We start from the raw sequence: 22,694 nt of genomic DNA, 5'->3' as shown, positions 1-22,694 counted from the left end.
ACTATTGAAATAGTATTAGCGATAAGACTAGTGAAAGGACAACCCCAAATATCATTGGCACAGATGTTCTACGAACGATTTGCATAGGAGATAGTTTCGTTGTACCAGCAACAATTAGGACAACAGCTGCAACTGGTGACACAGCTCTTAGTAAATTCCCAGAAAGTTGCATAGGGATTGATAAAGCAATCGGATCTATGCCTGCAGCTTTAGAAAGCGGAATCATCAAAGGAATCATGGCAAAAAGTAATGCTGTCCCACTTCCACTTAATAATACAATAACTGCTGTGAAAACAACCATAATAACTGGAAGAAGAATACCTGCACCATTAATATTTTCCATCGTTTTTTGAACTAATTCGATAATCCCTATAGAAGTAAGTCCTTGAACAAATACCTGCGCAGAAACTAATAAGGCGACAATACTCATGACACTTCCCATACCGTCAAAAAAGTAACTTGTTTCTTTTAATACAGAACTAATCGAATGATGAGTCGCAAATTCAACTAAAACGGCAATGATAAAACTGATCAAACTAACAACTTGAACACTGATATTTAAAGTAGTTCCAAGGAATATATTCAAAACAAAGACAATCAACAATAAAATAATAGGAAGAAGAGGTAATGTACCATAAACAAATGCTTGTAATCCTGAATAAGAAGTTTCGGTATCCACCTTTGCTTCACTTCCATCATTTTCAGCTATTTCCTCTTCATAACTCAATGTTTCATGCTGCTTAGTATCCTCATGCTTCTGCCAAAAATAATGAACAATAGCGATCGCTAGTAAAGTAGGAATTGAAACGAGTGCATGGCTTTTAAAAACATAGTCTGTAACGTTTACATTTAGCAAAGAGGCAATTGCCACATTGTCGGAACCTAAAGGTGTTGGGACAATAGTAGCCGAAGTTCCAATAATCGCCGCGGCGCTGAGGCGAGACATACCTGCTGTACGCAAAACTGGATAAAGTGTTGCTAACAATATAATAGCTAAATTAGAAGCACTTGGAATAACAAGAGACAACAAATTACCAATTAAAAAAACTATTGGAATCAAAATATAGATTGATTTAATTTTTGCGATTGGTTTGGTCAATGCTTGTACAGTTACTTTGTTAGCACCAATATGATTCATATAGGCACTGTATCCACCTAAAATTAATATAACAAAACCAGGTCCAACCAATGTATTTGTAAATTGATCAACAATTACTTGGAACGGATCGAGTAATAATGCACCTGTAGGATCACTTACTTCAAGTTTTCTGCCCATTAAAAGTGCAATATACATAAGAACAACACCTAAAAATAATAGGGTCATCTTAATATCATTTTTCTTCAATAACATATAAACAAGAATTCCAACTGCTAATATACCAACAATACAAGTTAATAAAACATTCATACTATTTCAACCACTCTTTCTTTATATAGTTTTAGCAATAGCCTCGATAAACCACTCTTCAAATTGTTTTGGATCTACACTGACAGCTACTTCGGCATTTGCAGGAAGATCAAGATAACCCTTAAGGTCAATCAATGAAGCTCCGGCAGTTAACAAACCAGTTGTTTCTATTTCCACTCTTGTTGAAACAATATCAAACATCGTTGGATTTAAAACCAATCCGATTGCTAAAGCATCGTACATGCTCAATCCTGTGGCAAAACTACCGCCTCGATATTTTGAAAATAATTGATAGAACATATCACCTATTGCACCAAGTTTTTTTATCTTTTCAGATACTTCAGGCATCACCTTGGCTTGACGACCAACTTCCATAGGTGCTACTTGAATTGGGATACCGCTATCAAAAACTATTTTGGCAGCTTCGGGATCAGCTGCAAAATTAAATTCAGATAAAACACCGTAATTTCCTCGACCTAAACTTCCACCCATAACAACAATTTTTTCAATTTTCTTAAAATCTTGTGGATATAAATGAATATACAATGCAATATCTGTCAATGGGCCAATCCCAATAATTGTCGTTTTATCATCTGACTGATTAACGACTTCATGCATAGCTGCTGCCGCAGTTATAGTTTCATCTACTAAAATATTTGAAGCAGTAAAAGAATAACCATCCATTCCAGACTTTCCGTGAACATTGCTAGCATTAATTGATTTTCTTAATAACGGTTTGTGACTACCTAATACAATGCGGGGGGATTTTTTGTAAAGCGTAAGTAATTTTTCAGTATTTAATTTTGTGTTCTCTAAACTTACATTTCCAAAAATAGGACAAATTAACTTTACTTCTAATTGTTCACTAAAAAGTGCCAATGCGATTGCAACAGCATCATCAATTCCTGGGTCTGTACTGATAATTACGGATTTTTTATTCATAATAATCACTCTTTCTCTATTGTATTGAAACGTTTCCAAAACGATAATACAACATTGTATTATTTAAGTCAACGTTATATTAAAAAATACAACTTTATATTTAGCGACATCATGAAAAAATGGTCATATACTTTAGACAAAGAATTCTAGTCTAGTTCTTAGAAGACTAGAAATAATGTTAAACAATCAATTATGAAAATTCTTACCACCCTTACGAACTTCTAATTATCACCTGAAGACATCTTATATCAACTATGGCCTTCTAAATTGTTTTCTTATGTATGAATTTATCTGATTGCCAACCTCTAACAAATATTAAAATGAGTAAAAATTTTCGTAGCGTACCCTTTTCAAAATCAGTCATTCTTTTAGCAAAAAGAAAAATGTTTTAATATCTTCAAAATTTCTAAGTAACCATTTTAATCCCAAAAGAAATCTTACATATTTCTTCTTAACTCTCGCTTTTTATTACTGATCTCAAAGAACGCATCAAGATTATAAGAAAGGGCAATGCAAACGAAGTTTGAATTTACCTGTAATGAATTAGAAATAGTTAGTCACGCAACTTCAAAATCATTCAAATAAAAAAATTCCACACTCGATTTTTTGAGTGTGGAACCTTCTTCGTCTACAAGCTGAAGCAAAAATAAAAATTTTGTCTACCGCATTTTATTTAACTTTGCCCATAATAGGCTGTATCTCCGTGTTTGCGAAAATAATGTTTATTCAATAAATATTGTGGAATTGCAGAGATTTTATGATTGATTTGTTCAGTCTCTCTAGCCATCACACAAATTTCATCAAGAATCAAGCTATTTTCCACTGCTTTTTTGGGGGTATCTCCCCAAGTAAAAGGCCCATGACCATAAACGAGTACTCCTGGAACCTCTGTGGGTTGAATATTTCGTTCACGAAAAGTTTCTACGATCACTTTCCCTGTGTTTTCTTCATATTGATTGATTACCTCTTCATTGGTCAGCTGTCGTGTACAAGGTACTGACCCAAAAAATGCATCAGCATGGGTCGTTCCATAGGAAGGCAGATCGCGACCAGCTTGTGCCCACATCACCGCGTTGGTGGAATGTGTATGAACAATTGCTTGAACATCTGGCATTTGTTCATACAATACAACATGTGTAGCTAAGTCTGATGAGGGTCTTAATTTTTCTCCTTCAACAACGTTTCCCTTTAAATCTGTGACCACCATTTTTTCAGGTGTCATATCTTTATAATTTACACCACTTGGTTTAATGACAATGACGCCAGCTTCACGGTTAATCTCACTAACATTTCCCCAAGTTAACTTCACTAATCCTAATTGCGGCAACTGCATATTGGCTTGATAAACTCGCTGTTTCATTTCTTCAATGACTTCTTTAAACATCGTAACCCGCCTCCAATAACTTCGGATACAAATACGTTTTTGCTGACTGAATTTCTTGTTGATAGTTTGAACTATTTTCACTCCACATTTCAATCAAGAATGGACCAGGAAAATCCAACCTGTTTAATGTCTTTAGGAGACCTAAAAAATCAACACACCCTTCACCGAAAGGAACATCTCTAAATTGACCCGGAAAATCTTTAGTAACTGAATAGGTATCTTTTAAATGGACTGATGTTATATAGTCAATACCTGACTCTAATTCATAAGCAGGATTATTCTCCGGCCAAGCAGATAAATTTCCCAAATCCGGATAAACTTGAAGATATGGCGAATGAATTTGTTTTTTTATTTCAATAAACTTAGTAATTGAATTTAAAAATGGATCGTCCATAATCTCGATTGACAAAATAACACCATACTGTGCAGCTTTGCGAACACTTTCTTTTAAACCAGTAATAAATGCTTCTCTAGAACTCATTGACTTGTCCTCATAGTAAACATCGTAGCCTGCAATTTGGATCACTTTAATGCTCAATTGATCAGCCAGTTTAATCGCCTGATCTATTATTTCGATGGCTTTTTTACGCACTTCAACTTGACTAGAACCAAAAGGAAACCTACGATGACCACTTAAACAAATTGAATGAATTCTTACGCCAGAACTAAACATCGCTTCTCTCAGTTCTTTTATTTCTTTTGTTGACCAGTCTAATCTAGCCAATCGCTCATCTGTTTCATCAATTGACATTTCAATAAAATCAAATCCTAATTCCTTAACTAACGAAAATCTTTCTGACCATGAAATATCCTTTGGCAAAGCTTTTTCATATATCCCAATTTGAGTCAACTTACTCACCCCAAATTCGTATAATCTCAGCTTTAAAGGCTTCAGCAGCTTTGACTGGATCAGGTGCCGCTGAAATCCCACGACCTGTAATAAAATTATAGACTGCCAAACCTTCAAATAATTTCAATGTTTCAACCGTCAACCCACCAGTAACTGATACATTGAATCCCATATCAATTAATTTTTTTACTTTTGTTAAATCTTTTTCACCCCAAGTTTCACCTGATAATAAAGCATCACGACTTTGATGATAGATTGCCTGCGTGATTCCTAAATCTAACCATTGCTGTGCTTGTTCAAATGTCCAATCCCCATATAGTTCCACTTGAAGTTCTTTAATTTCTTCCTTAGCAGCTGCCATTGTTGGTAAAGTAGCGCAACAAATAACAGTCATAAAATCTGCTCCTGCAACAGCGACGTTCTTAGCGACTGTTCCTCCTGCATCGGCGCATTTAGTATCAGCAATAATTATTTTTTCAGGAAATAGGCTACGGATACAACTAATGGCACGATGGCCCTCTTGTAAACATAATATTGTTCCTACCTCAATGATATCGACAACATCACCAACTTTGACGATATCAGCCAAAGCAGTTTCTAAATCATTATGATCCAGAGCAATTTGCAATTTTGGTCTCACTATATTAAACCCCTTTTATTTCATTTTTTGATAAATTTCAGACTCAGCAAATTTCTCGCCAATTTCCTTTGCTGACATAACATTTTTGATACCTATCACTGTAGTTCCTTTTTTTTGCGCTTGAGCAAACATACTTAAAAAATTCATAGGAGTGAAAACAACATCATATTGACCTGCTGAGCTTTTACCTTCCGAAATTGCACAGTGATGAATTTTTGTTATAGTTACATCCAAATCTTTCATCGCTTTTTCTACACTTCTCATCATCATTAAACTAGTTCCAGATCCATTTGCACAAGATACTAAAATTCTCATTATAAATCCTCCTTAAAGTAATTAATTGTTTTGAAATTTTTCTGCATACTCTTCATAATCATCTACAATCATAAAATAGCCTTCTGGATTTTTCCGATACTGTAATTGAGGAATAATCAACAATCCAATTACCACGACGGCTACACCTACATAACCTAAAACTTTCATCACTACAGTCATTACTGGCCAAACAGTTGCCCAGTCAAACATTCCAATATAACCGCCAAATTTAGACAAACCAATCCATGTAGCGAATAAAGCAGATCCTCCTACTTGAATTAATCCTGAAATAAATGGGAAAATACATGCAGCTTTAAATCCGCCACGATTATTTGCAAAAACAGCAATTACAGCATTATCAAAGAACAACGGAATGAAACCAGCAATGACAATTGTTGGTGATTTAAATAAAATTAATAAACCAATCATCACAAACTGACCTAACGCACCAAATAAGAAACCAACTGTTACAGCATTGGGCGAACCAAATCCAAAAGTAGCAGCTACATCAATCCCGGGAACCGCTCCTGGTAGAATTGTATTGGAGATTCCTTGGAACGATTGTGTTAATTCATCAACGAAAGTACGAACACCCAGTTGTAAAATAGCTAGGTACACTGCAAAGTTCAAAGAGGTCGTCATAATGTAAAATAGAAAACTTTGTCCCTGTTCCATAAATCCTGCTTGAACTAAATAATCCTGACCTAACACTAATAAAATAATGCCAAAGAAAAATAACATTAATAAAGAAGTAGCGACCATGTTCTCATTGAAAATTGATAAGAAACCTGGCAATTCCATATCCTCTAATTTTTTATCAGCTTTTTCTGACCGATGATTCTTTCTATCACGTTTCTTCATGAATTCTGCCAACTTAGCAAAAATAAATATGCCAAACATTTGTTGATGGGCTACTGCAAAACCAGCCCCTTCGGTCAATTCTTGTGTAATTCCCACAGTTAAGTTAGAGGCCACCGCCCAATAACATCCTAGAATTAGCCCCATAAAAACCAAAACTTCTATTCGTCCTAAATTAGGGAAACAAAATAGTAAAATCCAAAATGCGGTAGCCGCCTGTTGAATTTGAACGTTTCCGGTAGTAAATACTGCTCTTAACTTTGTAAATTTCTGGAAACGTACCAATAAAATATTCATAATAAAAGCAATTAGCAATAAAATCATCACGTCACCAAATGTACGACCAAATGTTTTCATTAAACCAGCATCAACAGCATTTTGACCAAAATAAGGATCGGTAACCATCGCGTCTAGATTAAATCGATCTTTCAGTCCTACTAGGATCGGTCGGAAATTATTAACCAATCCACCAGAACCTACAGATAAAATAAAATAACCTACAGTAGCCTTTAAAAAACCAGCCAAACACTCATAAAAAGGTCTACGCAGTAAGATATAGCCTAGCAAAACTATAAAACCAATTAAATAGGCTGGTTGCGTCAGAATGTTAGTAGCAAAATATGTCCAAATTTTTAGTAAAAAATCACCCATTCATATCTCCCCCTAGATATTAAATTCTTTCATTATACGTTGATATTCTTCGATAGACTCACTAGCGACTAGTTGATCAATTAATCCTTCTGTCATCAATAATTCAGACAAGTTCTGAATATTTTCCATATGTTCTTCCGAGTTTTTAGCGGCTAATGTGAAAAAGAGACTGGCTGATTTTTCTTCTTCATCATCACTTTCAAACACAATTGGTGATTTAAATTTTGTAAAAGCTATCGCTGTACCAAAAATCCCTTCACTTTTATCAGAAGAATGAGGCATTGCTACTTGCGGTACAATAACAATATATGGACCGTGTTTTTCAACACATGTGATAATTTCATCAATATATGTTTGATTAATTATTCCCTTATTTAGTAATTGTTGACAACTCTCACTAATTGCCTCTCGCCAATCAGTAATTGTTTTTTCTGAATAACTTACTAACTCATTTTCAAAAAAATATTTAAGCATTTTAATACCCTCTTTTCTTATAAGAATGATGGGAATGGCGTATCATTTTCGATAGAAAAAGCATCATCAAATCCACGATAAAAGTTAAATTCCAAATCGTCTTTATCTGTTGGATAAGTAAATTTCCCGCCTACTTGCCAAATGAAAGGTTTAAACTGATATTTCAAACGATCCTTTTTAAACTGCCACAATTCAGTGATCTCTTTTGGGTCCGCCATAAAATTCGCCCAAATATCGTAATGAACAGGGATAACAACTTTAGCATTTAATGATTCCGCCATTCGAAGCATATCGACAGAGGTAACTTTGTCAGTAATCCCTCGTGGATTTTCTCCGTAAGCTCCTAAACAAACATCAATTGTATGTTCATTTCCATGCTTAGCAAACATATTAGAATAATGAGAATCACCTGCATGATAAATATTTCCACCAGAAGTTTCAAATAGATAATTTACTGCGATTTGATCCATATCTTGAGGTAATTTCCCTTTCAAAGATACAGCAGGATCTTCACAAGTTACCAAAGCAGTACGATCAAATGCTTCTAAAGCAACTATTTTAATATCTTTAACCTGTACTTCATCTCCTGGTTTAACAATGATAGTTTTTTCTTCAGGGATCCCCCACTTCAACCAAGTAGCTACCACTTCTTTTGGCCCAATAAATTTTGCTGTTGGGCAGTTTTGATGGACCGCCGCCGCAGTATTAATATCTAAATGGTCTGAATGAATATGAGTAACAACTAATGCATCCACCTTTTTGATCTCAAAAGGATCAATTACAAATGGCTGTGTACGTAAATTAGGTTGCATTTTTTGAACACCACTCATTCGCATCATTTGATGACCTTTTTTCATTTGACCATTTCCATGGCTACGTTTACCTGTACCACACCATAAATCACACAAAATATTTGTTCCAGCAGCAGATTTCAGCCAGATACCTGTGCATCCAAGCCACCACATTGAAACAGTCCCATCCTTTACTTCAGTTTCCTCAATTTCTTCGTTTAAATAAGTCCCCCATTCTGGGAAGGTATTCAAAATCCAATCTTCTTTTGAAATATTATCTACCGTATTCGCCATAATTGAATCTCCTTAAATGATTTATTTGTTCTTTACATTTACAATCATATATTCAAAAAATCATTATGAAAACCCTTTTTTATGACCGTTAGAACATTATATGATTTTTTTGGATTAATTAATCTTTTTTTGTTGTATACTTGTTCATATGAGATATAAATAAAAAATTTTAAAGGAGGAACCTCAGTGAAAAATTCCATTGCCACTATTGAACAACGTCACAAAAATATTTTGAATATTTTAGAACAACATGAACGGATGACTACACAAGAGTTAGCAAACTCGTTAGGGGTATCGATTAGTACCATTCGTCGGGACCTGAATATTCTAGAAGAGAAAAATGATATTCAACGTAAATATGGTTACTGCATTTTTAATTATGACAATCAAAAAAATTTCGATGCATCTGGTCCTGAATTAATCAAGCAATCTATCGCAAGAATTGCCAGTACTTATGTAAGCGATTACGATACTGTCTTTATTAATTCAAGTTCCACTGCTTTAAATACTGTGAATTACTTAAAAGCCAAACATTTAACTATTGTCACCAATAATTTGAAAATTGCTCACTTACCTCACAATGCAAACTATAATTACATTTTAACTGGAGGAGAATTACGTTTTCCAAAAGAAGTCTTAGTGGGTGATATCGCGATAGATACAATCACTTCCACTAATGCAGATATTTGTATTATTGGCTGTAGTGGTGTTGATATAGTAAATGGCGTTACTACCAAAATTTTAAATGAAGCAAAGATCAACGAACTCATGATTAAACAAACCGTTAAATATAAAATACTCGTTGCGGATCATCGAAAAGTCGGGTTAACTTCCAAATTCAAAATCGCTGATCTTTCTGTCTTTGATTGTTTAATCACCGATCGGTATTGTCCACCAAAATTAATTACTCAAATCGAAAAGGCTGGATTAAAAGTAATAAAAGTACAATAGCCAACATAAAAAAACGCGAGGTTTTTCCTCGCGTTTGACTGTGGACAAGATCTCGTTTATAAATGCAATTGCAGCTTTTTCTTTTTGTAAAATTAAAGGCGAATACAAATGAAAAATTATTCGATGATAATCTCAAGCATGATGTATTCTCTAGGTTATCAGTATATACCGGCATGGGAAAACAAGAAATTTCTTCAATTTAATGGAATAACTAAAATTTTAAAAAGAGAACGTAAATATTCATCGAGCCTTCCTCAGAGACTTAGATAGTAAATTGTACATTGTTGACCAGGCAACTATTGCCACTTTTAAACGTATTTTTATTATTCATAGTGACATACTAGAAATTATGAACAAATGGCAAAAAAAAGCAAAAAAGCGTATGAAGGATTGATAATCAATTAAGCTGTTTAACATCTGGAATCAAAGGTGTTAAGCAGCTTATAAATTGTGGCTCATGACACACTGGAAATATCACCATCTAATTGAATAAATAGTATGGTATGAAAGCTTAAATAATAAATATCTAAAGTTTTTTATCAATATCTACATATAGAATCTATTTTTAGATTTCCAATCATGTTCAATATACTTTATTTCTTTTGAGGTCCAACGTAAACCTCCAAATGTTGTGGTAGAATTTTAAAACGCAATGGTAACCCTGGACCTTCATCACCATCTACACTAGAATGCAAATCAACCTCTTCTTTAACTGATAAACTGCCTTCAATGAAAGGTTGATAACCAATGTAATCTGTCGAATGATCGATTCCCTTTATAATATCTGGCACACTTTTTACCATATCGAGCACATTTTGATTCTTAAGATATATCAGATACATTTTGCCATCATCAGGTCTGGCTTCTGGCACAATGTGACCGTAGCCACCGATAGTTTGAGTTAGCGCGATGACGACAGCGCTACTTTCAATTTTTCTTTTTTCACCCTCGATTTCTAACTCAAAATGATAACTTTCATCTTTTAACACTTGCTTGAAACCAGAAGTAAAATAAGCTAATTTACCAAACTTAGTTTTTTCTTCAACCTCCACGTCACTGATAGCTTCAGGAATTCCACCGACTGCAACAATATTCATAAAATAATCTTCGTTGACTTTTCCAATGTCTAAAGCTATCCGACGATCCAAATCCAATTCAGCAACCGCTTCTTCTGGTTCCATTGAGATATTCAGCGAGCGAGCCAAATCATTTACTGTACCTAATGGAAAGAAACCAAACTTCGGTCGGTGTTCTTGTTCTGCTAAACCACTGATCACCTCATTAACTGTTCCGTCACCACCCATAGCAAAAACACTGTCTACTTTATCTGTCACTGCTTGGTTCGCAAATTTAGTTGCATCTCCAGTGTCTCCTGTATGCTGTACCTCTACTTCATCAAATATATCCGTCAGTTTTTCCTTGACCAATTTCTCGTATTCTTGAGCTTCCTCATTACCAGAACTAGGATTTACAATCAATACTGCTTTTTTCATTATCGGACTGCTCCTTTCTTGCTATTTATCTATTTAGTATAGCAGGAATAATAACCTTTCATCTGTACATAAGATTATCAAATTTAGTTGTATATCTTTCCTATAAAACATCAATCATCAGAAAATTTTTCTATATTATTTAAAAAATGCTATTGATATCTTTTTAACATCTTCTTTCTTCCATTACTTAGGTAAATATTGTACTCCATTCTAATCTCAGAAAATCAAAATTGAATTCACAAAATCAGCCATTGATCCCTCACCTCCAGTCCACAATCTCATATTTTTTTAAACTTATTTTAACTAAAATTCCATTTTTAGATTGACAAAGAGATATCTATTTTGTAAACTGTAAAGAAATATTGATACAATATTCCGAAAATTCAAAAAAATAGTAGGTGAAGACAATGATGGAAAAAAATCAGATGGCAATTATTATTTTATTATTATAGCTGGGACTTTTTTGAGAATCTAATCAAAAAGTCCCTATTCACATTGCATTTAAAAGAAGGCAGAACTTCTTTTATGGAATGTTTTTTTTATACTCAATTTCAACATTTAAAAAATAACATTTGTCATGATTTTGACTATCTCTACTATATTTAACAAATCAACTGATTAAGAAAGAAGGAAAATAATATGAGTCAAACAGTCTTTTTACCTAACTATACAATTGGTGTCGATGCTTATGAGCAAATCACAGATATCGTAAAAGAATACGGTAGCAAAGCAGTTATAATTGGTGGCGAAACAGCATTAGAAAAAGCCGAAACAAAAATTAAAGAAGCACTATCACAAGAAATCGAAGTCACTAATACCCTTTGGTACGGTGGTAACTCCACTTATGAAAATGTCGAAAAATTAGTGAATGATGCTGATGTCCAAAAGGCAGATATTCTTTTTGCAGTAGGAGGCGGCCGCGTTTGTGATACAGTCAAAGTAGTTGCTGAGAAAATGGGAAAACCGGTTTTCACTTTTCCTACAATTGGTTCAAATTGTTCACCAGTAACTGCAGTCTGTGTGATGTATACCGAAGAAGGTGAAATGCAAGGTCTCTTTTTCCCATCTAAACCACCTACGCATACATTTATCGATACTGCTATTATCGCCAAGGCACCAGATAAATATTTGTGGGCTGGCGTTGGAGATGCACTTTCTAAAGAAATTGAATCAACTTTCTCTGCTCGTGGAGACCAACTAGATTACACCGACGGATTAGGTATTCAAATTGGAAAAATGTGTACTGATCGTCTGTTGGAATATGGTACACAGGCCTTAAAAGACAGTTCTGCAGGGATTCCATCTTTTGCTATTGAACAAGTGGTTGCCGATATTATTGTTACTACTGGTTTAGTTTCAGTATTAGTAATCAATGACTATAACTCTGCGATGGCTCATTCTTTTTATTATGGCACAACAGTTCTTAAAAAAATGGAAGATTATTTACATGGGGCTTCTGTAAGTTACGGTGTTTTAGCCTTGTTAAAAATGGATCAGCAAGACGCTCTTTTTGAACGAGTTTATCGCTTCATGAAAGAAAATAAACTTCCAGTTTCACTAACCGAAATGGGACTAAATAATACAACCGACTTGACCGCTATTATCGATAAGGCGATGTCCACGAATGATATCGTTCATGTTCCTTATGAGATTACACAGGATATGTTTAAACAAGCAATCTTTGATGTTGAAGCTTATCAACTATCATAAATTTTTCAATCCAATCAATTAAAAATTTCTGAGAATATTTCTCTGATAAAAAAAGCTATAAATTGGTATTATCACGCCAATTTATAGCTTTAGTTTTTAATATAATCTTGTCAATTGACTGGGAACAAATGATTGTTACTTAATTAGTTATTATTTACTTCTAAATGAAATACATCCGGCCGTGAATAATGCCCAGTCGGATCAAAATCCATTCGACTTAACGGTACTTGTTCCATGTCTAATTCTTGATAAATAATGGTCTCTTTATTCCAAACTGGTTCAACTAAATACTTCCCAAAAGGACTGACAATACAGCTACCTCCTGGACACAAATCTTCAGGTAATGCAGCTAATTCATTTTGAGAATGCAAGCCTTCTGGATACTGAGATTTTGTCACATGTTGATTACAACCAATCACAAAACAGCGTCCCTCCATTGCAATATGTTGCATCGTATGTTGCCATTCTTCACGATTATCGGCTGTCGGTGCCAAATAAATCGAAACGCCCTTTTGATATAAAGCAGCCCTAGCTAATGGCATATAGTTTTCCCAACAAATTAATCCACCCATTGTGCCAAATACTGTATCCACAGTCGAAATTGCCCCTTCATTTCCGTCACCCCAGATACAACGTTCTGTACCAGTCGGTTTTAGTTTGCGGTGTTTCGACACAATTTTGCCTTCTGGACTAAAAATAATAAAGGTACAATACAAAGTACAATTTTTTTCATCTCTTTCATTAATACCGATGGCAACATAGGCATTCGATTCTTTGGCTGCACTTGCAATTCGATCGGTATCTTTACTGGGAACTACGACTGAATTGTCATAAAGTAATTTCCAATCTTGCCGACCTTCCATTGTTCGACTGCCTACAACAAATCCATATGAAAAACCTCTGGGATAGCAAGGAATAAAGGCTTCAGGGAAAACAATTAAATCGGCAGACTTTTGACTGGCATCTTCTATTAAAGCAATCGTCTTATCAATCGTTTTTTCTTTATCAAATAGAACAGGAGCTGCTTGAACAACGGCAACTTTACATTTACTTTTTTCAAAATCAATCATGGTAATGCCTCCTTAGATTATATTACATTTATTCTATCATTATTATTGTCAACAAAATCAATATAAAATAAAAAAATGTACCTATACCTATTAAATAGATATAAGTACATTTGATCTGATTTATTCAGCAAATTTATTCTTGTGATCGTAATAATCAAAATGAATATCGTCACTAACTAAATAATTATAAATATCATCAACGATTTCGATTCCGTTTTCTTCATATTTTTGTTCCCGCATTCGGCCTCGTTCACCAGGATAATTGACTTCTTTAAATCCTTCGCTTGGTACGATTTCTTTGATTTCATCTAACATGGTTGAAATTGATTTTTTAAATGTATCTAACCCAACAAAATATTCAGGATTGATGACTACATGAAGTTGTCCTAATTCACGTCCTTTAGAAAGATCATGATACATAGAAGACACATGTTTACCAAATGGTACGCCCAATAACACACCAGATAAAATATCAACCATCATCATTAAGCCGTAACCTTTTGGCCCAGCGATTGGTAACAAAGCATTCACTTTAGTTGAATCAGTGGTAGAATTTCCTTGTTCATCAACTGCCCATGAATCTGGAATAGATTCTTTACGAGAACGGGCATGTAAGATTTTTCCCCAGGCTTGAACTGTTGTAGCCATATCAAAAGTAATAATTCTATCATCATTACTCGGTGCAGCAAAAGCAATCGGATTGGTTCCAAAATAAGGTTCACTACCGCCAAAAGGTACAACCATTGGATCAGATTGACACATGGACAATGCAACCATATCATGAGTAGCTGCTCTTTCTACATAATAAGCTAGTGCGCCACTATGAGAAATATTTCTGATACCAACAACAGCAATACCGGTTTCTTTCGCGATTTCGATAGCATGATCCATCGCTTTTTCAGCAGCAACGAAACCTGAACCATTATCTCCTTCAAAAATGCCAACACTGGGACCAGTTTTTTTGAATTCAAATTTTGGATTTTGCGTGATACCACCTTTAGCAATCCGTTCTGAATAGTATTCTACTCGCATTGCACCATGAGAATGAATCCCTCTTGCATCAGCAAAGGTTAAAACATCACTAACAATCGCTGCTTGATCTTCAGACAAACCTGCCTTATGAATTTTGTTTTGGATTAATTGATGTAAATCTTCTTTTGTTACGCGCATTTTCTTCACCTGTTCCTTTTTATTTTCAGACAAATAAACTTTTTCTAGTTAATAGTAAGCGTTTTCTGAGATTCTATCATTGGTTAAAACGAACAATAAACTGAAGCTAATTGTCTGTTTTAACCAAAAAAGTTCCTATCACCTGAATGGCGATAGGAACTTTCCTTTAATTATATTTCTTTTTGTAAAATGTAAAAGCAGCTAATATCAACAGTATGATCGTACCAATCACTATTAGAATTGGTGAACTACTATTACCTGTTTTTGGTAAATACGTGTGGTTCCTCCCAGCCGATTGTATAGCAGAGGTATTGCTTAATAATGATTTTTTGGATGTATCGTCATTGGCTGGATCTTTTTTGGTTGGTTGCTCTTTTTGATTTTCCTTTGTCAGATTAATCATATCAAATTTTTTCGTTGTTATTTCAAAGTCAATTGGTTGACTGTCTAATTTGTAACCCAACGGTGCTTTCGTTTCAACCAATTGATACTTTCCTACAGCTAATTTTTCAATTAGTAATTTACCATCTTCATCGCTGACTAAATTTTCTTTGATGGTTTTTCCTGCTTGATCTTGCAAAGTGAATTGAGCATTGGCTAATCCTTCACCAGTCACACTATCGACTTTTTTCATAAGCACACTTGAAGAGATTTGTTTATTGGTCTTTTTCACTTGCACTGCTTGATCTTGCTTACTCTTAATAGTAAATGTTACTGGTTTTTCATCAAGTTCGTAACCTTTTGGTGCTTCTTTTTCGACAAATTGATAATTACCAGGTGGTAATTCATCCACTGCCAATCGTCCATTATCATCGGTAGTCATTTTTTCGGTTTTAATAGTTTTACCTTCTTGTGTCTGTAAAACAAATGTTGCACCAGAAAGTGGTTGTCCCGTTAATTCATCGACTTTTTCTAAAATAACACCTTGATTTACTTTTTTATTGGTTTTAGCTAACTCGATTGTTTCTGATGGATCTGTGACAGTAAATTTCACAGGTTTATTATCTTCTTGATAGCCAGTTGGTGCCTTTGTTTCAATCAACTGGTAACTTCCAGCCGGTAGTGTTTCAAATGAAATTTTACCAGATTTGTCAGTAACCAGTTCCAGATAGGTTTGCAAATCTTTTCCTGCGCTGTCTTGCAATTTAAAGGTTGCCCCTGCCAAAGCTTCTCCAGTTTCTTCATCAGTTTTCGTTAATGTAATGGTACCTGGATCTGGGGTTTTAATATTGGTTTTCTCAACAACAATCGTTTTATCTTGTCCTTTAGCAATTGTGAATTCAACTTCTTTTTGATCTAGTTGATAACCAGTTGGTGCTTTCGTTTCAATAAATTGATAATCCCCTGGAGCTAAGTCCTCCACTTTCAACTGTCCTGAGCCATCTGTTGCTAATTCAGATTTTAAGACTATCCCTTGCTTATTTTTCAGTTGGAAAATGGCGCCTTTTAATGGTTCTTTTGTTTGTTCATCAACTTTATTTAATATGACAGAACCAGTTAATAAAGTATTTTCTTTTTCAAGATTAACAACTTGTCCTTGTCGTTCGGTGATGGCAAATGTTACTGGGGTTTGATCTAATTTATATCCGTCTGGTGCCTGTGTTTCAATAAATTGATATTTACCAATTGGTAAGTCTTTTACAGTGAAGCGTCCGTCAGTACCAGTCTCATGATCAGAACTAATAATTGTTCCATCGGATTTTTCTAGTTGGAATTTTGCCCCAGCCAATCCTTCTTTCGATATTTGATCGACCTTAGTTAACTCGACACTATTAGGAACAGTCGCTTGATTGACAACTTTGATAGCAGCCATTTTTTCAGTCAAGGTAATTGCTTTACCTTCTTGATAATCAGGATTAATTTCATAGCCGTTTGGCGCTTTGGTCTCTTTTAATAGGTAATTATCTAATGGTAGTCCTTCAAAAGTTAGCTCACCATTTTCATCAGTATCAGCCTTCAAGCCGGTTTCTGTTCCATCAGCTTTAAGGATTTCAAAAGTTGCGCCAGCTAAAGGTTCATCTTTATCATTGACTTTTAGTACCGATAAATTATCAGTCTTAATCACTCCAGAGCCGCTTCCGCTAGTAAAGCTTAAATTAACGGTTGCTGTACTTTGACGATAATACGTTCCTAAGCCGCCATAACTTGCTGAATTGACTTGAGAAAGATTTTTTACTGCACCAGGAAATTCACTGACCGTATTATAAGTCACTTGAATATTGCTTTCTGCCTGATAATCTAAGAAATTAATCTTGAAAGAATTCCCGCTTATGGTCAAGCGGTAATGTTCGGTACCAATTTTTTCACCAGTTGCCGTATCGGTTACGACAAAAGAAGTTGGATCATAAGTTGCATTAGTCGTTCCCTGAGTTAAGGTATCTGTAATTTCAGGATTATTAACTGGTAAATCAGTGGAAATATTCTTAGTTGTAATTGTCCAGTTGGCAACATTTTCTTTTGTGGCATCTTTAGCAACTGCTTTTTGTAACGCTGACTGATAGTTATAAGCATAAACACTATATTTTAAATCAATTGGTGCTTTATCATCATAGGTTACCTTAGCAACATTATCTAATTTTTGATAAACATACCAATCTTTTTTCACTCTCGTCCGATATTTTACATAGACCCGTTTTGAGCCTAAGTTGGCGAACTCTAAGTTCATTTGATTATCTTTAATATCGATTTTTGTTGGATACGCGTCTGAACCTTCTGGTACTAATTTATAGTCTGTCGACAGATAGTTAGCCATGTTTTCAATCATCGACTGACTCGTTACTTCTTCAAAACGTAAAGAATCTGGAACCAACTCAGTTCCTGCTGGTAAAGTATCTTCTAGTTTCGTTAGATTAAAATCTGAACCTTTTGAGTTTAAAAATACTAACCAATCTTGATATAAATATTTTTCTGATGTTTGATTGGATGTTTGGCCTATTTTTGTTGCTCCTGTGTAATAAGGATCTGTAAAAGTTCCTTTAGCTTCATATTCAACAACACCGGGAACATCGCCATAATTCAAAGTAGCTTTATTTTTTACTTCAGTTTTTTGACCTGAAGAATCAATTTTAGTTTTAATGGTAATCACCAAAGTATCTTTTAGATTTTGATAGTCACCTAAAAAATCAATTCTTATACCACCATTAAAACTATCTGGTGCGCCATTCACATTTGGCTGTGCGCCAACAGGAGAACCATTTTCATCAAACTTAGTCACTTTATAATCGACACCTTCAACTAAAGGTGTTGATTCTGTTTCTGAAATTTTCTTACTGATTGTTACACCTGAATAATCTTTTACTGCGCCAATAAAGTAATCGTGAACAACGGGATTTTTCATAGTATATTTCTCCGCATTCACAGTGATGCTCCATTCCATAGTACGGTCGAAAATATCTATTTTTCCGGCTTCTTTTGTTAAAAGATTGGGAATCAAACTAACTTGAACTTCTTTATTTATTGTTCCGTTGGTAACTTTATTTTTAATAATTCGTTCAGTTGGATCAGTTATTTTTGTGGAATATTTTATGATATACGCTTGCGTAGTGTTAGCCTTAGTCGTTAAAGTTAATGACCCATCCGTATTGGCTGACTGGTCAAAATCACCACTTCCATCACCTTTTGCTTGAACATCATAACTATTGCCACTAGTATAATTCAAATCAACTTTTTGAATATCTAGTGATCCATCTACCATCTCGACACCTTGATCTGCTAAGTTTGTTATTAGCTTAGAAGTAGATGTTAACGGCTGTTGATTGAAATTGTATTTGATCTCCCAATCAATCATGCCTGTTTCTTGATTAATTTTGCCACTGGCTTGTAACGGCTGCAAAGTGACAAAAGTTTTACTAGCAAATGCAGAATTCACTTGGGTTTCATTTTCATAAGTATAAGCATAGTTATATAAATAATTGTATTCATACCCTGCAATACCATCATCAACATAATTTTTTCCATCAATCCCAGAAATAGTAGCTTCTGTAACAATTGCTTTTTTTCCAATGGATTTTAACAAAGTAATATCAGCTGTCGCTTGAGAGGTATCATTGCCTTTGTAAGTAATTTGATAGTCCTCATCTTGTTTTAGCAGCGTTTTACTGCCAACAATTGTGCCATTAAAATCAACATCACTAGAATAGACCTTAATTTCATCATAATTTAGTTTACTAGTATTATTGTTGACATAGATTTGATAGCGACGATTGGTATTGTCTGTCCGATCTAAATTAAAAACGGAATTGATCTGTGCTGTCTTTGGATTCAGAGTATCTGAAGTGATGGTTGTCGTCGTCTTTCCCTTATCAATACTGGAAGTCATTTCAAGCGTATAAATGGTCTGTTGAGGTGTTGTATCAAAAACTATTTTTTGGCTTTCTTCATCGACACCAGATATTTTTTCTAACGAAGTCACTAACGTTAGATCATAGTTTTCTGAAGAGACATTATCTTCTAAAAAAGTAATCGTTAACTCTTTAGTAGCAGCGCTAATGGACCATTTTGCTGAAGTCATTGGACTAAAATCACCAGATAAATCCTTTGCAATTGCTAACTGTGTTGGTAACTGTGTAGTAAATGTATCCCCTGCTTGGTAATTTTTATTGGCAAATGAAAAATTCATAGTTAGCTTGATACCTGACATATTCGGTATCGTATCAGTTGGTTGAATTTCATCGCCATTAATTTTATACATTTTAATAGAAGTAAAAATATTATCACTGATTGCTGCTTTGGTTTTTTTAGGAGTGACCGGCTTATTCTCATTTGATTGCTCCGTTGATTTAGAACTTTCAGTCGTCTTATTTTCTTCCGAGCTTAAAATAGAAGAAGACACTTTTCCTAACTCACTAGTTGTAGATGTTTTTTCTGAATTGGTTGTAGCGGTTGAAGCTTCTTGTGCATAAGTAATTGTTGGCATTAAAATTTGTAAAATTAATATTGACACAACAAACAATACAGATAATTTCTTTTTCATTAAAATGACACCTTTCCTTTAAAAAAATTTTAAAAAAACTTGTTTTTTATAAGAACAAAATAAAAAACATTATAATTAACTTCAAATTCCATCATAACTGTTTTTATTTGTGGGTTATCTTTTTTGAAACCGCTTGCATCGTTTGTTATATCATTTACACCAATATTTTTTTTAATAAGTCCATTAATTATTAAAATTCAGTTCAATCAATAAAATAATTCAAGAAAAAAAAATGATTCTCAATATATAAATAGCTATTTCCACAATATTTAGTAAATTTTTTTCTGTTATCAAGGCTTTTTCTGATAATTATTTAGGAAATAGGCCGTATAAAAAGAAAAAAATTCAGTTTTTCAGATTTTTTCTAGGTCATTTGAATCCAATTATTTATCTTTACTTGTTAAGCTAGGATTAATCAGAACAGAGGAGGAGTTTAAAATGAATAAAAAGAAATGGCTAATTCTGGTAGCGGCAATTATATTTACAGAACTAGTAGGTGGATTGTCTGGCTTATTAGCCGGTAATTCTCGCAGTATTTATGAATCTTTTGATAAAATCCCGTTGGCACCGCCGGGTTCACTATTCGGAATTGTTTGGCCAATTTTATATTTAATGATGGGTGTCTCACTTTTTTTCATTATTACCGGAAACATCCGTCAAACTTACAAAAGAAATGCTTATCTGTTATACGCTATCCAGTTATTACTTAATTTTACATGGAGTTTAATATTTTTTGGCGGAAATCAAATGGGACTGGCAATTATTAACATTCTCGCCTTGGATATTGTCGTTGCTTATCAAATTTTTTATTACCACAAACTTTCAAAACCGGCAGCATATCTATTGATTCCTTACCTAGTATGGATTTTGTTTGCTACTTATTTAAATATTGGTTTTGCCTTGATAAACTAAAAAAAGCCTGCTAGATTTATAAAAATCTAGCAGGGCTTTTTATTTTTTTAATAAATGTCAATAAAATCGCCGATCGAAAATGATGGAAATACTTCAGGAGAAGCAACTATTGCCCCTGGTAAGACTTCCGTTTCTTCATTCCGAAAATAAATAGAAATATGTCCTAATTCATCAAAATTCTGATTGGCAGCATCTCCAATCGATTGAATGTGATATTCTTGTTGATTAATTTTAATTTTCCCATTAGCCTTTAGGGGACTTTTTTCTATTTCAACTGGTTCGTGAACCACACAAATCGGTAATAATTCAGCCGTTACTTGTTGACCAAATAAAATCAGTAGCTTTTCTTCTTCAAAAGCCGGCACCATTTCACCGATATCAGTAATTTTTATTCGTACCATCAATTATCTCCTTTTTTACATATGGATTGGTAAACCTAAACCAACTTCACTGGCATCCATCACCATCTCTGATAAGGTTGGATGACCATGAATTGTTAGTGCTATGTCTTCTAATGTTAAATAAGATTCGATTGCCAAAGTAATTTCAGCGACTAAATCACTGGCATTTACTCCAACAATTTGTGCACCGACAACTAATTCAGTATCCTTTTCAAAAACTAAACGAACAAAGCCTTCTGTTGCATTTAATGACAAGGCACGACCATTGGCTTGCATTGGAAAGTTTGCCGTAGACACTTTTAAACCAGCTTCTTGTGATTCTTTTTTAGTCAGTCCTACAGTAGCCACTTCGGGATCTGTAAAGCAAACTGCTGGTATCACACGATAATCTTTTTTCACATTTTTTCCAGCAATCACTTCAGCCGCTACTTTTGCTTCATAGCTTGCTTTATGAGCGAGTGCCAGGCCTGCAACTACATCACCAATCGCATAAATATTTTTTTCCTGGGTCTGATATTGATCACTCACAGGAATTAGTCCTTTTGAATCAGGCACGATACCTAAATTTTCCAAACCTAAATTGGCAGTATTGGGTTTTCTGCCAACAGTGACCATTACATAATCTGCTGTCATTTTTTCTTTTTTCCCATTTACATCAATTTCAATCGTTACCGAGTCATTCGTCTGATCAGCCTTTAGCGCTTTAGCTGAAGTAACTACTCTTATATTTTTTTCTTTAAAACCTTTAACCACTAAAGCTTGAATATCCGATTCAAACGCTGGTAAAATATTAGAGCTACCTTCGACAATTGTCACTTTTGCACCTAAGTTGGCATAAGCACCTGCCAACTCACAACCGATATATCCGCCGCCAACTACAATTAATTCTTTAGGAATTTCTTTTAGATTTAGTCCTCCTGTAGAATCAATCACTCTTCCTTCAAACTTAAAATTAGGAATTTCAATTGGCGAACTACCAGTAGCAATAATCGCTTGTTTAAACATTAGCTTTTCATTGCCATTTTTCGTCTTTACCTGCAAGGTTTTCTTATCAAGAAAAGAACCAAAGCCTTCCATAATTGTGACGCCATTTTTCTTTAAAAGAGCACGAATACCATTCGTTAAAGTTTTTACAACTTGTTGGTCTTTCCATTTTTGGGTTTTGCTGAAATCTAACGTCACTTCTTTTGTCTTTACGCCTAAAAAATCCGATGATTGTGCTTCTTGAAAACGGTGGCCGGCAGTAATCAGAGCCTTTGAGGGAATACATCCAACATTTAAGCAGACACCACCAATTTCTCCAGCTTCAACTATCGTCACTTTTTGACCCAATTGTGCCGCGCGAATTGCTGCTACATAACCTCCGGGACCTGCCCCAAGTACAACGGTTTCTGTTTCTCTCACAAAC

General features: G+C 34.5%; 18 protein-coding genes. 3 read left to right on the top strand and 15 right to left on the bottom strand.

Translation table 11 applies throughout. The annotated features are described in order from the left end of the window. Window position 1 precedes the first annotated feature (1 nt). The 9 genes from dcuC to ulaG form a co-directional block, all read right to left on the bottom strand. Complete coding sequence (dcuC, locus tag KUA55_RS03515; RefSeq protein ID WP_218324780.1) at window positions 2–1,408, bottom strand: C4-dicarboxylate transporter DcuC; 1,407 nt, start codon at window positions 1,406–1,408, stop codon at window positions 2–4. A 21-nt stretch (window positions 1,409–1,429) separates the two neighbouring features. Continuing rightward, the gene (locus KUA55_RS03510; RefSeq protein ID WP_218324779.1) at window positions 1,430–2,350 is read right to left on the bottom strand and encodes a nucleoside hydrolase; all 921 of its coding nucleotides are present in this window, start codon (window positions 2,348–2,350) and stop codon (window positions 1,430–1,432) included. A gap of 673 nt (window positions 2,351–3,023) precedes the next feature. Further along, window positions 3,024–3,734 carry an L-ribulose-5-phosphate 4-epimerase gene (locus tag KUA55_RS03505; RefSeq protein ID WP_218324778.1) on the bottom strand — a complete coding sequence of 237 codons (711 nt, stop codon included), beginning with the start codon at window positions 3,732–3,734 and terminating at the stop codon, window positions 3,024–3,026. After that, a complete protein-coding gene (locus KUA55_RS03500; RefSeq protein WP_218324777.1) occupies window positions 3,727–4,584 on the bottom strand; it encodes an L-ribulose-5-phosphate 3-epimerase in 858 nt (285 codons plus the stop codon). Before KUA55_RS03500 ends, KUA55_RS03505 begins: the two co-directional genes overlap by 8 nt. Before the next feature lies 1 nt (window position 4,585). Next, complete coding sequence (locus KUA55_RS03495) at window positions 4,586–5,227, bottom strand: 3-keto-L-gulonate-6-phosphate decarboxylase UlaD (protein WP_218324828.1); 642 nt, start codon at window positions 5,225–5,227, stop codon at window positions 4,586–4,588. Window positions 5,228–5,239: 12 nt separating this feature from the next. Continuing rightward, a complete protein-coding gene (locus KUA55_RS03490) occupies window positions 5,240–5,539 on the bottom strand; it encodes a PTS sugar transporter subunit IIB (protein WP_218324776.1) in 300 nt (99 codons plus the stop codon). 21 nt (window positions 5,540–5,560) lie between these two features. Next, window positions 5,561–7,048, bottom strand: coding sequence for a PTS ascorbate transporter subunit IIC (gene ulaA / locus KUA55_RS03485; RefSeq protein ID WP_218324775.1), 1,488 nt, complete (start codon window positions 7,046–7,048; stop codon window positions 5,561–5,563). 12 nt (window positions 7,049–7,060) lie between these two features. Further along, window positions 7,061–7,522, bottom strand: a complete 462-nt coding sequence (locus KUA55_RS03480; RefSeq protein WP_218324774.1) for a PTS sugar transporter subunit IIA — start codon at window positions 7,520–7,522, stop codon at window positions 7,061–7,063. A gap of 17 nt (window positions 7,523–7,539) precedes the next feature. Then, window positions 7,540–8,607: an L-ascorbate 6-phosphate lactonase gene (gene ulaG, locus KUA55_RS03475; RefSeq protein ID WP_218324773.1), complete on the bottom strand. Its 1,068-nt coding sequence runs from the start codon at window positions 8,605–8,607 to the stop codon at window positions 7,540–7,542. A 186-nt stretch (window positions 8,608–8,793) separates the two neighbouring features. Here ulaG and KUA55_RS03470 point away from each other — a divergent pair, with 186 nt between their 5' ends. Next, complete coding sequence (locus KUA55_RS03470) at window positions 8,794–9,558, top strand: DeoR/GlpR family DNA-binding transcription regulator (protein ID WP_218324772.1); 765 nt, start codon at window positions 8,794–8,796, stop codon at window positions 9,556–9,558. A 593-nt stretch (window positions 9,559–10,151) separates the two neighbouring features. On the opposite strand, the gene KUA55_RS03465 is transcribed toward KUA55_RS03470, so the two are convergent. After that, window positions 10,152–11,051, bottom strand: coding sequence for a diacylglycerol/lipid kinase family protein (locus tag KUA55_RS03465; protein ID WP_218324771.1), 900 nt, complete (start codon window positions 11,049–11,051; stop codon window positions 10,152–10,154). A 639-nt stretch (window positions 11,052–11,690) separates the two neighbouring features. Between KUA55_RS03465 and KUA55_RS03460 the strand changes: the two genes are divergently transcribed. Further along, window positions 11,691–12,761: an iron-containing alcohol dehydrogenase family protein gene (locus tag KUA55_RS03460; protein ID WP_218324770.1), complete on the top strand. Its 1,071-nt coding sequence runs from the start codon at window positions 11,691–11,693 to the stop codon at window positions 12,759–12,761. A 143-nt stretch (window positions 12,762–12,904) separates the two neighbouring features. Here the strand turns inward: KUA55_RS03460 and KUA55_RS03455 are convergent, their stop codons facing one another. The 3 genes from KUA55_RS03455 to KUA55_RS03445 all read right to left on the bottom strand — a co-directional run bounded on the left by KUA55_RS03455 (window position 12,905) and on the right by KUA55_RS03445 (window position 19,973). Continuing rightward, window positions 12,905–13,831 (bottom strand): carbon-nitrogen hydrolase family protein, encoded by a 927-nt coding sequence (locus KUA55_RS03455; RefSeq protein ID WP_218324769.1) that lies wholly within the window; start codon window positions 13,829–13,831, stop codon window positions 12,905–12,907. Window positions 13,832–13,951: 120 nt separating this feature from the next. Then, entirely contained in the window at window positions 13,952–15,001 is a 1,050-nt protein-coding gene (gene allD, locus KUA55_RS03450) for an ureidoglycolate dehydrogenase (protein WP_218324768.1), read from the bottom strand. 166 nt (window positions 15,002–15,167) lie between these two features. Continuing rightward, window positions 15,168–19,973 (bottom strand): SpaA isopeptide-forming pilin-related protein, encoded by a 4,806-nt coding sequence (locus tag KUA55_RS03445; protein ID WP_218324767.1) that lies wholly within the window; start codon window positions 19,971–19,973, stop codon window positions 15,168–15,170. 438 nt (window positions 19,974–20,411) lie between these two features. Between KUA55_RS03445 and KUA55_RS03440 the strand changes: the two genes are divergently transcribed. Continuing rightward, entirely contained in the window at window positions 20,412–20,885 is a 474-nt protein-coding gene (locus KUA55_RS03440) for a TspO/MBR family protein (protein ID WP_218324766.1), read from the top strand. Between the two features lie 47 nt (window positions 20,886–20,932). Here the strand turns inward: KUA55_RS03440 and KUA55_RS03435 are convergent, their stop codons facing one another. Both KUA55_RS03435 and lpdA read right to left on the bottom strand, forming a co-directional pair. Beyond that, the gene (locus KUA55_RS03435; protein WP_218324765.1) at window positions 20,933–21,286 is read right to left on the bottom strand and encodes a PTS glucitol/sorbitol transporter subunit IIA; all 354 of its coding nucleotides are present in this window, start codon (window positions 21,284–21,286) and stop codon (window positions 20,933–20,935) included. Between the two features lie 15 nt (window positions 21,287–21,301). Then, the gene (gene lpdA, locus KUA55_RS03430) at window positions 21,302–22,690 is read right to left on the bottom strand and encodes a dihydrolipoyl dehydrogenase (protein ID WP_218324764.1); all 1,389 of its coding nucleotides are present in this window, start codon (window positions 22,688–22,690) and stop codon (window positions 21,302–21,304) included. Between the last annotated feature and the right edge of the window lie 4 nt (window positions 22,691–22,694).

The organism is Enterococcus alishanensis (assembly GCF_019218635.1).
In the GTDB taxonomy this organism is placed as follows: domain Bacteria; phylum Bacillota; class Bacilli; order Lactobacillales; family Enterococcaceae; genus Enterococcus_A; species Enterococcus_A alishanensis.
Note: the sequence above shows the minus strand (reverse complement) of the source record. Positions and strands in the feature narration are given on the sequence as shown.

Bases quoted from the DNA above. Each gene is read 5' to 3' on its own strand.
- KUA55_RS03465 (WP_218324771.1), bottom strand. From the start codon at position 11,051: ATGAAAAAAGCAGTATTGATTGTAAATCCTAGTTCTGGTAATGAGGAA.
- KUA55_RS03445 (WP_218324767.1), bottom strand. From the start codon at position 19,973: ATGAAAAAGAAATTATCTGTATTGTTTGTTGTGTCAATATTAATTTTA.
- ulaA (WP_218324775.1), bottom strand. From the start codon at position 7,048: ATGGGTGATTTTTTACTAAAAATTTGGACATATTTTGCTACTAACATT.
- dcuC (WP_218324780.1), bottom strand. From the start codon at position 1,408: ATGAATGTTTTATTAACTTGTATTGTTGGTATATTAGCAGTTGGAATT.
- KUA55_RS03510 (WP_218324779.1), bottom strand. From the start codon at position 2,350: ATGAATAAAAAATCCGTAATTATCAGTACAGACCCAGGAATTGATGAT.
- KUA55_RS03480 (WP_218324774.1), bottom strand. From the start codon at position 7,522: ATGCTTAAATATTTTTTTGAAAATGAGTTAGTAAGTTATTCAGAAAAA.
- KUA55_RS03455 (WP_218324769.1), bottom strand. From the start codon at position 13,831: ATGATTGATTTTGAAAAAAGTAAATGTAAAGTTGCCGTTGTTCAAGCA.
- KUA55_RS03505 (WP_218324778.1), bottom strand. From the start codon at position 3,734: ATGTTTAAAGAAGTCATTGAAGAAATGAAACAGCGAGTTTATCAAGCC.
- KUA55_RS03440 (WP_218324766.1), top strand. From the start codon at position 20,412: ATGAATAAAAAGAAATGGCTAATTCTGGTAGCGGCAATTATATTTACA.
- KUA55_RS03435 (WP_218324765.1), bottom strand. From the start codon at position 21,286: ATGGTACGAATAAAAATTACTGATATCGGTGAAATGGTGCCGGCTTTT.
- ulaG (WP_218324773.1), bottom strand. From the start codon at position 8,607: ATGGCGAATACGGTAGATAATATTTCAAAAGAAGATTGGATTTTGAAT.
- allD (WP_218324768.1), bottom strand. From the start codon at position 15,001: ATGCGCGTAACAAAAGAAGATTTACATCAATTAATCCAAAACAAAATT.
- KUA55_RS03460 (WP_218324770.1), top strand. From the start codon at position 11,691: ATGAGTCAAACAGTCTTTTTACCTAACTATACAATTGGTGTCGATGCT.
- KUA55_RS03490 (WP_218324776.1), bottom strand. From the start codon at position 5,539: ATGAGAATTTTAGTATCTTGTGCAAATGGATCTGGAACTAGTTTAATG.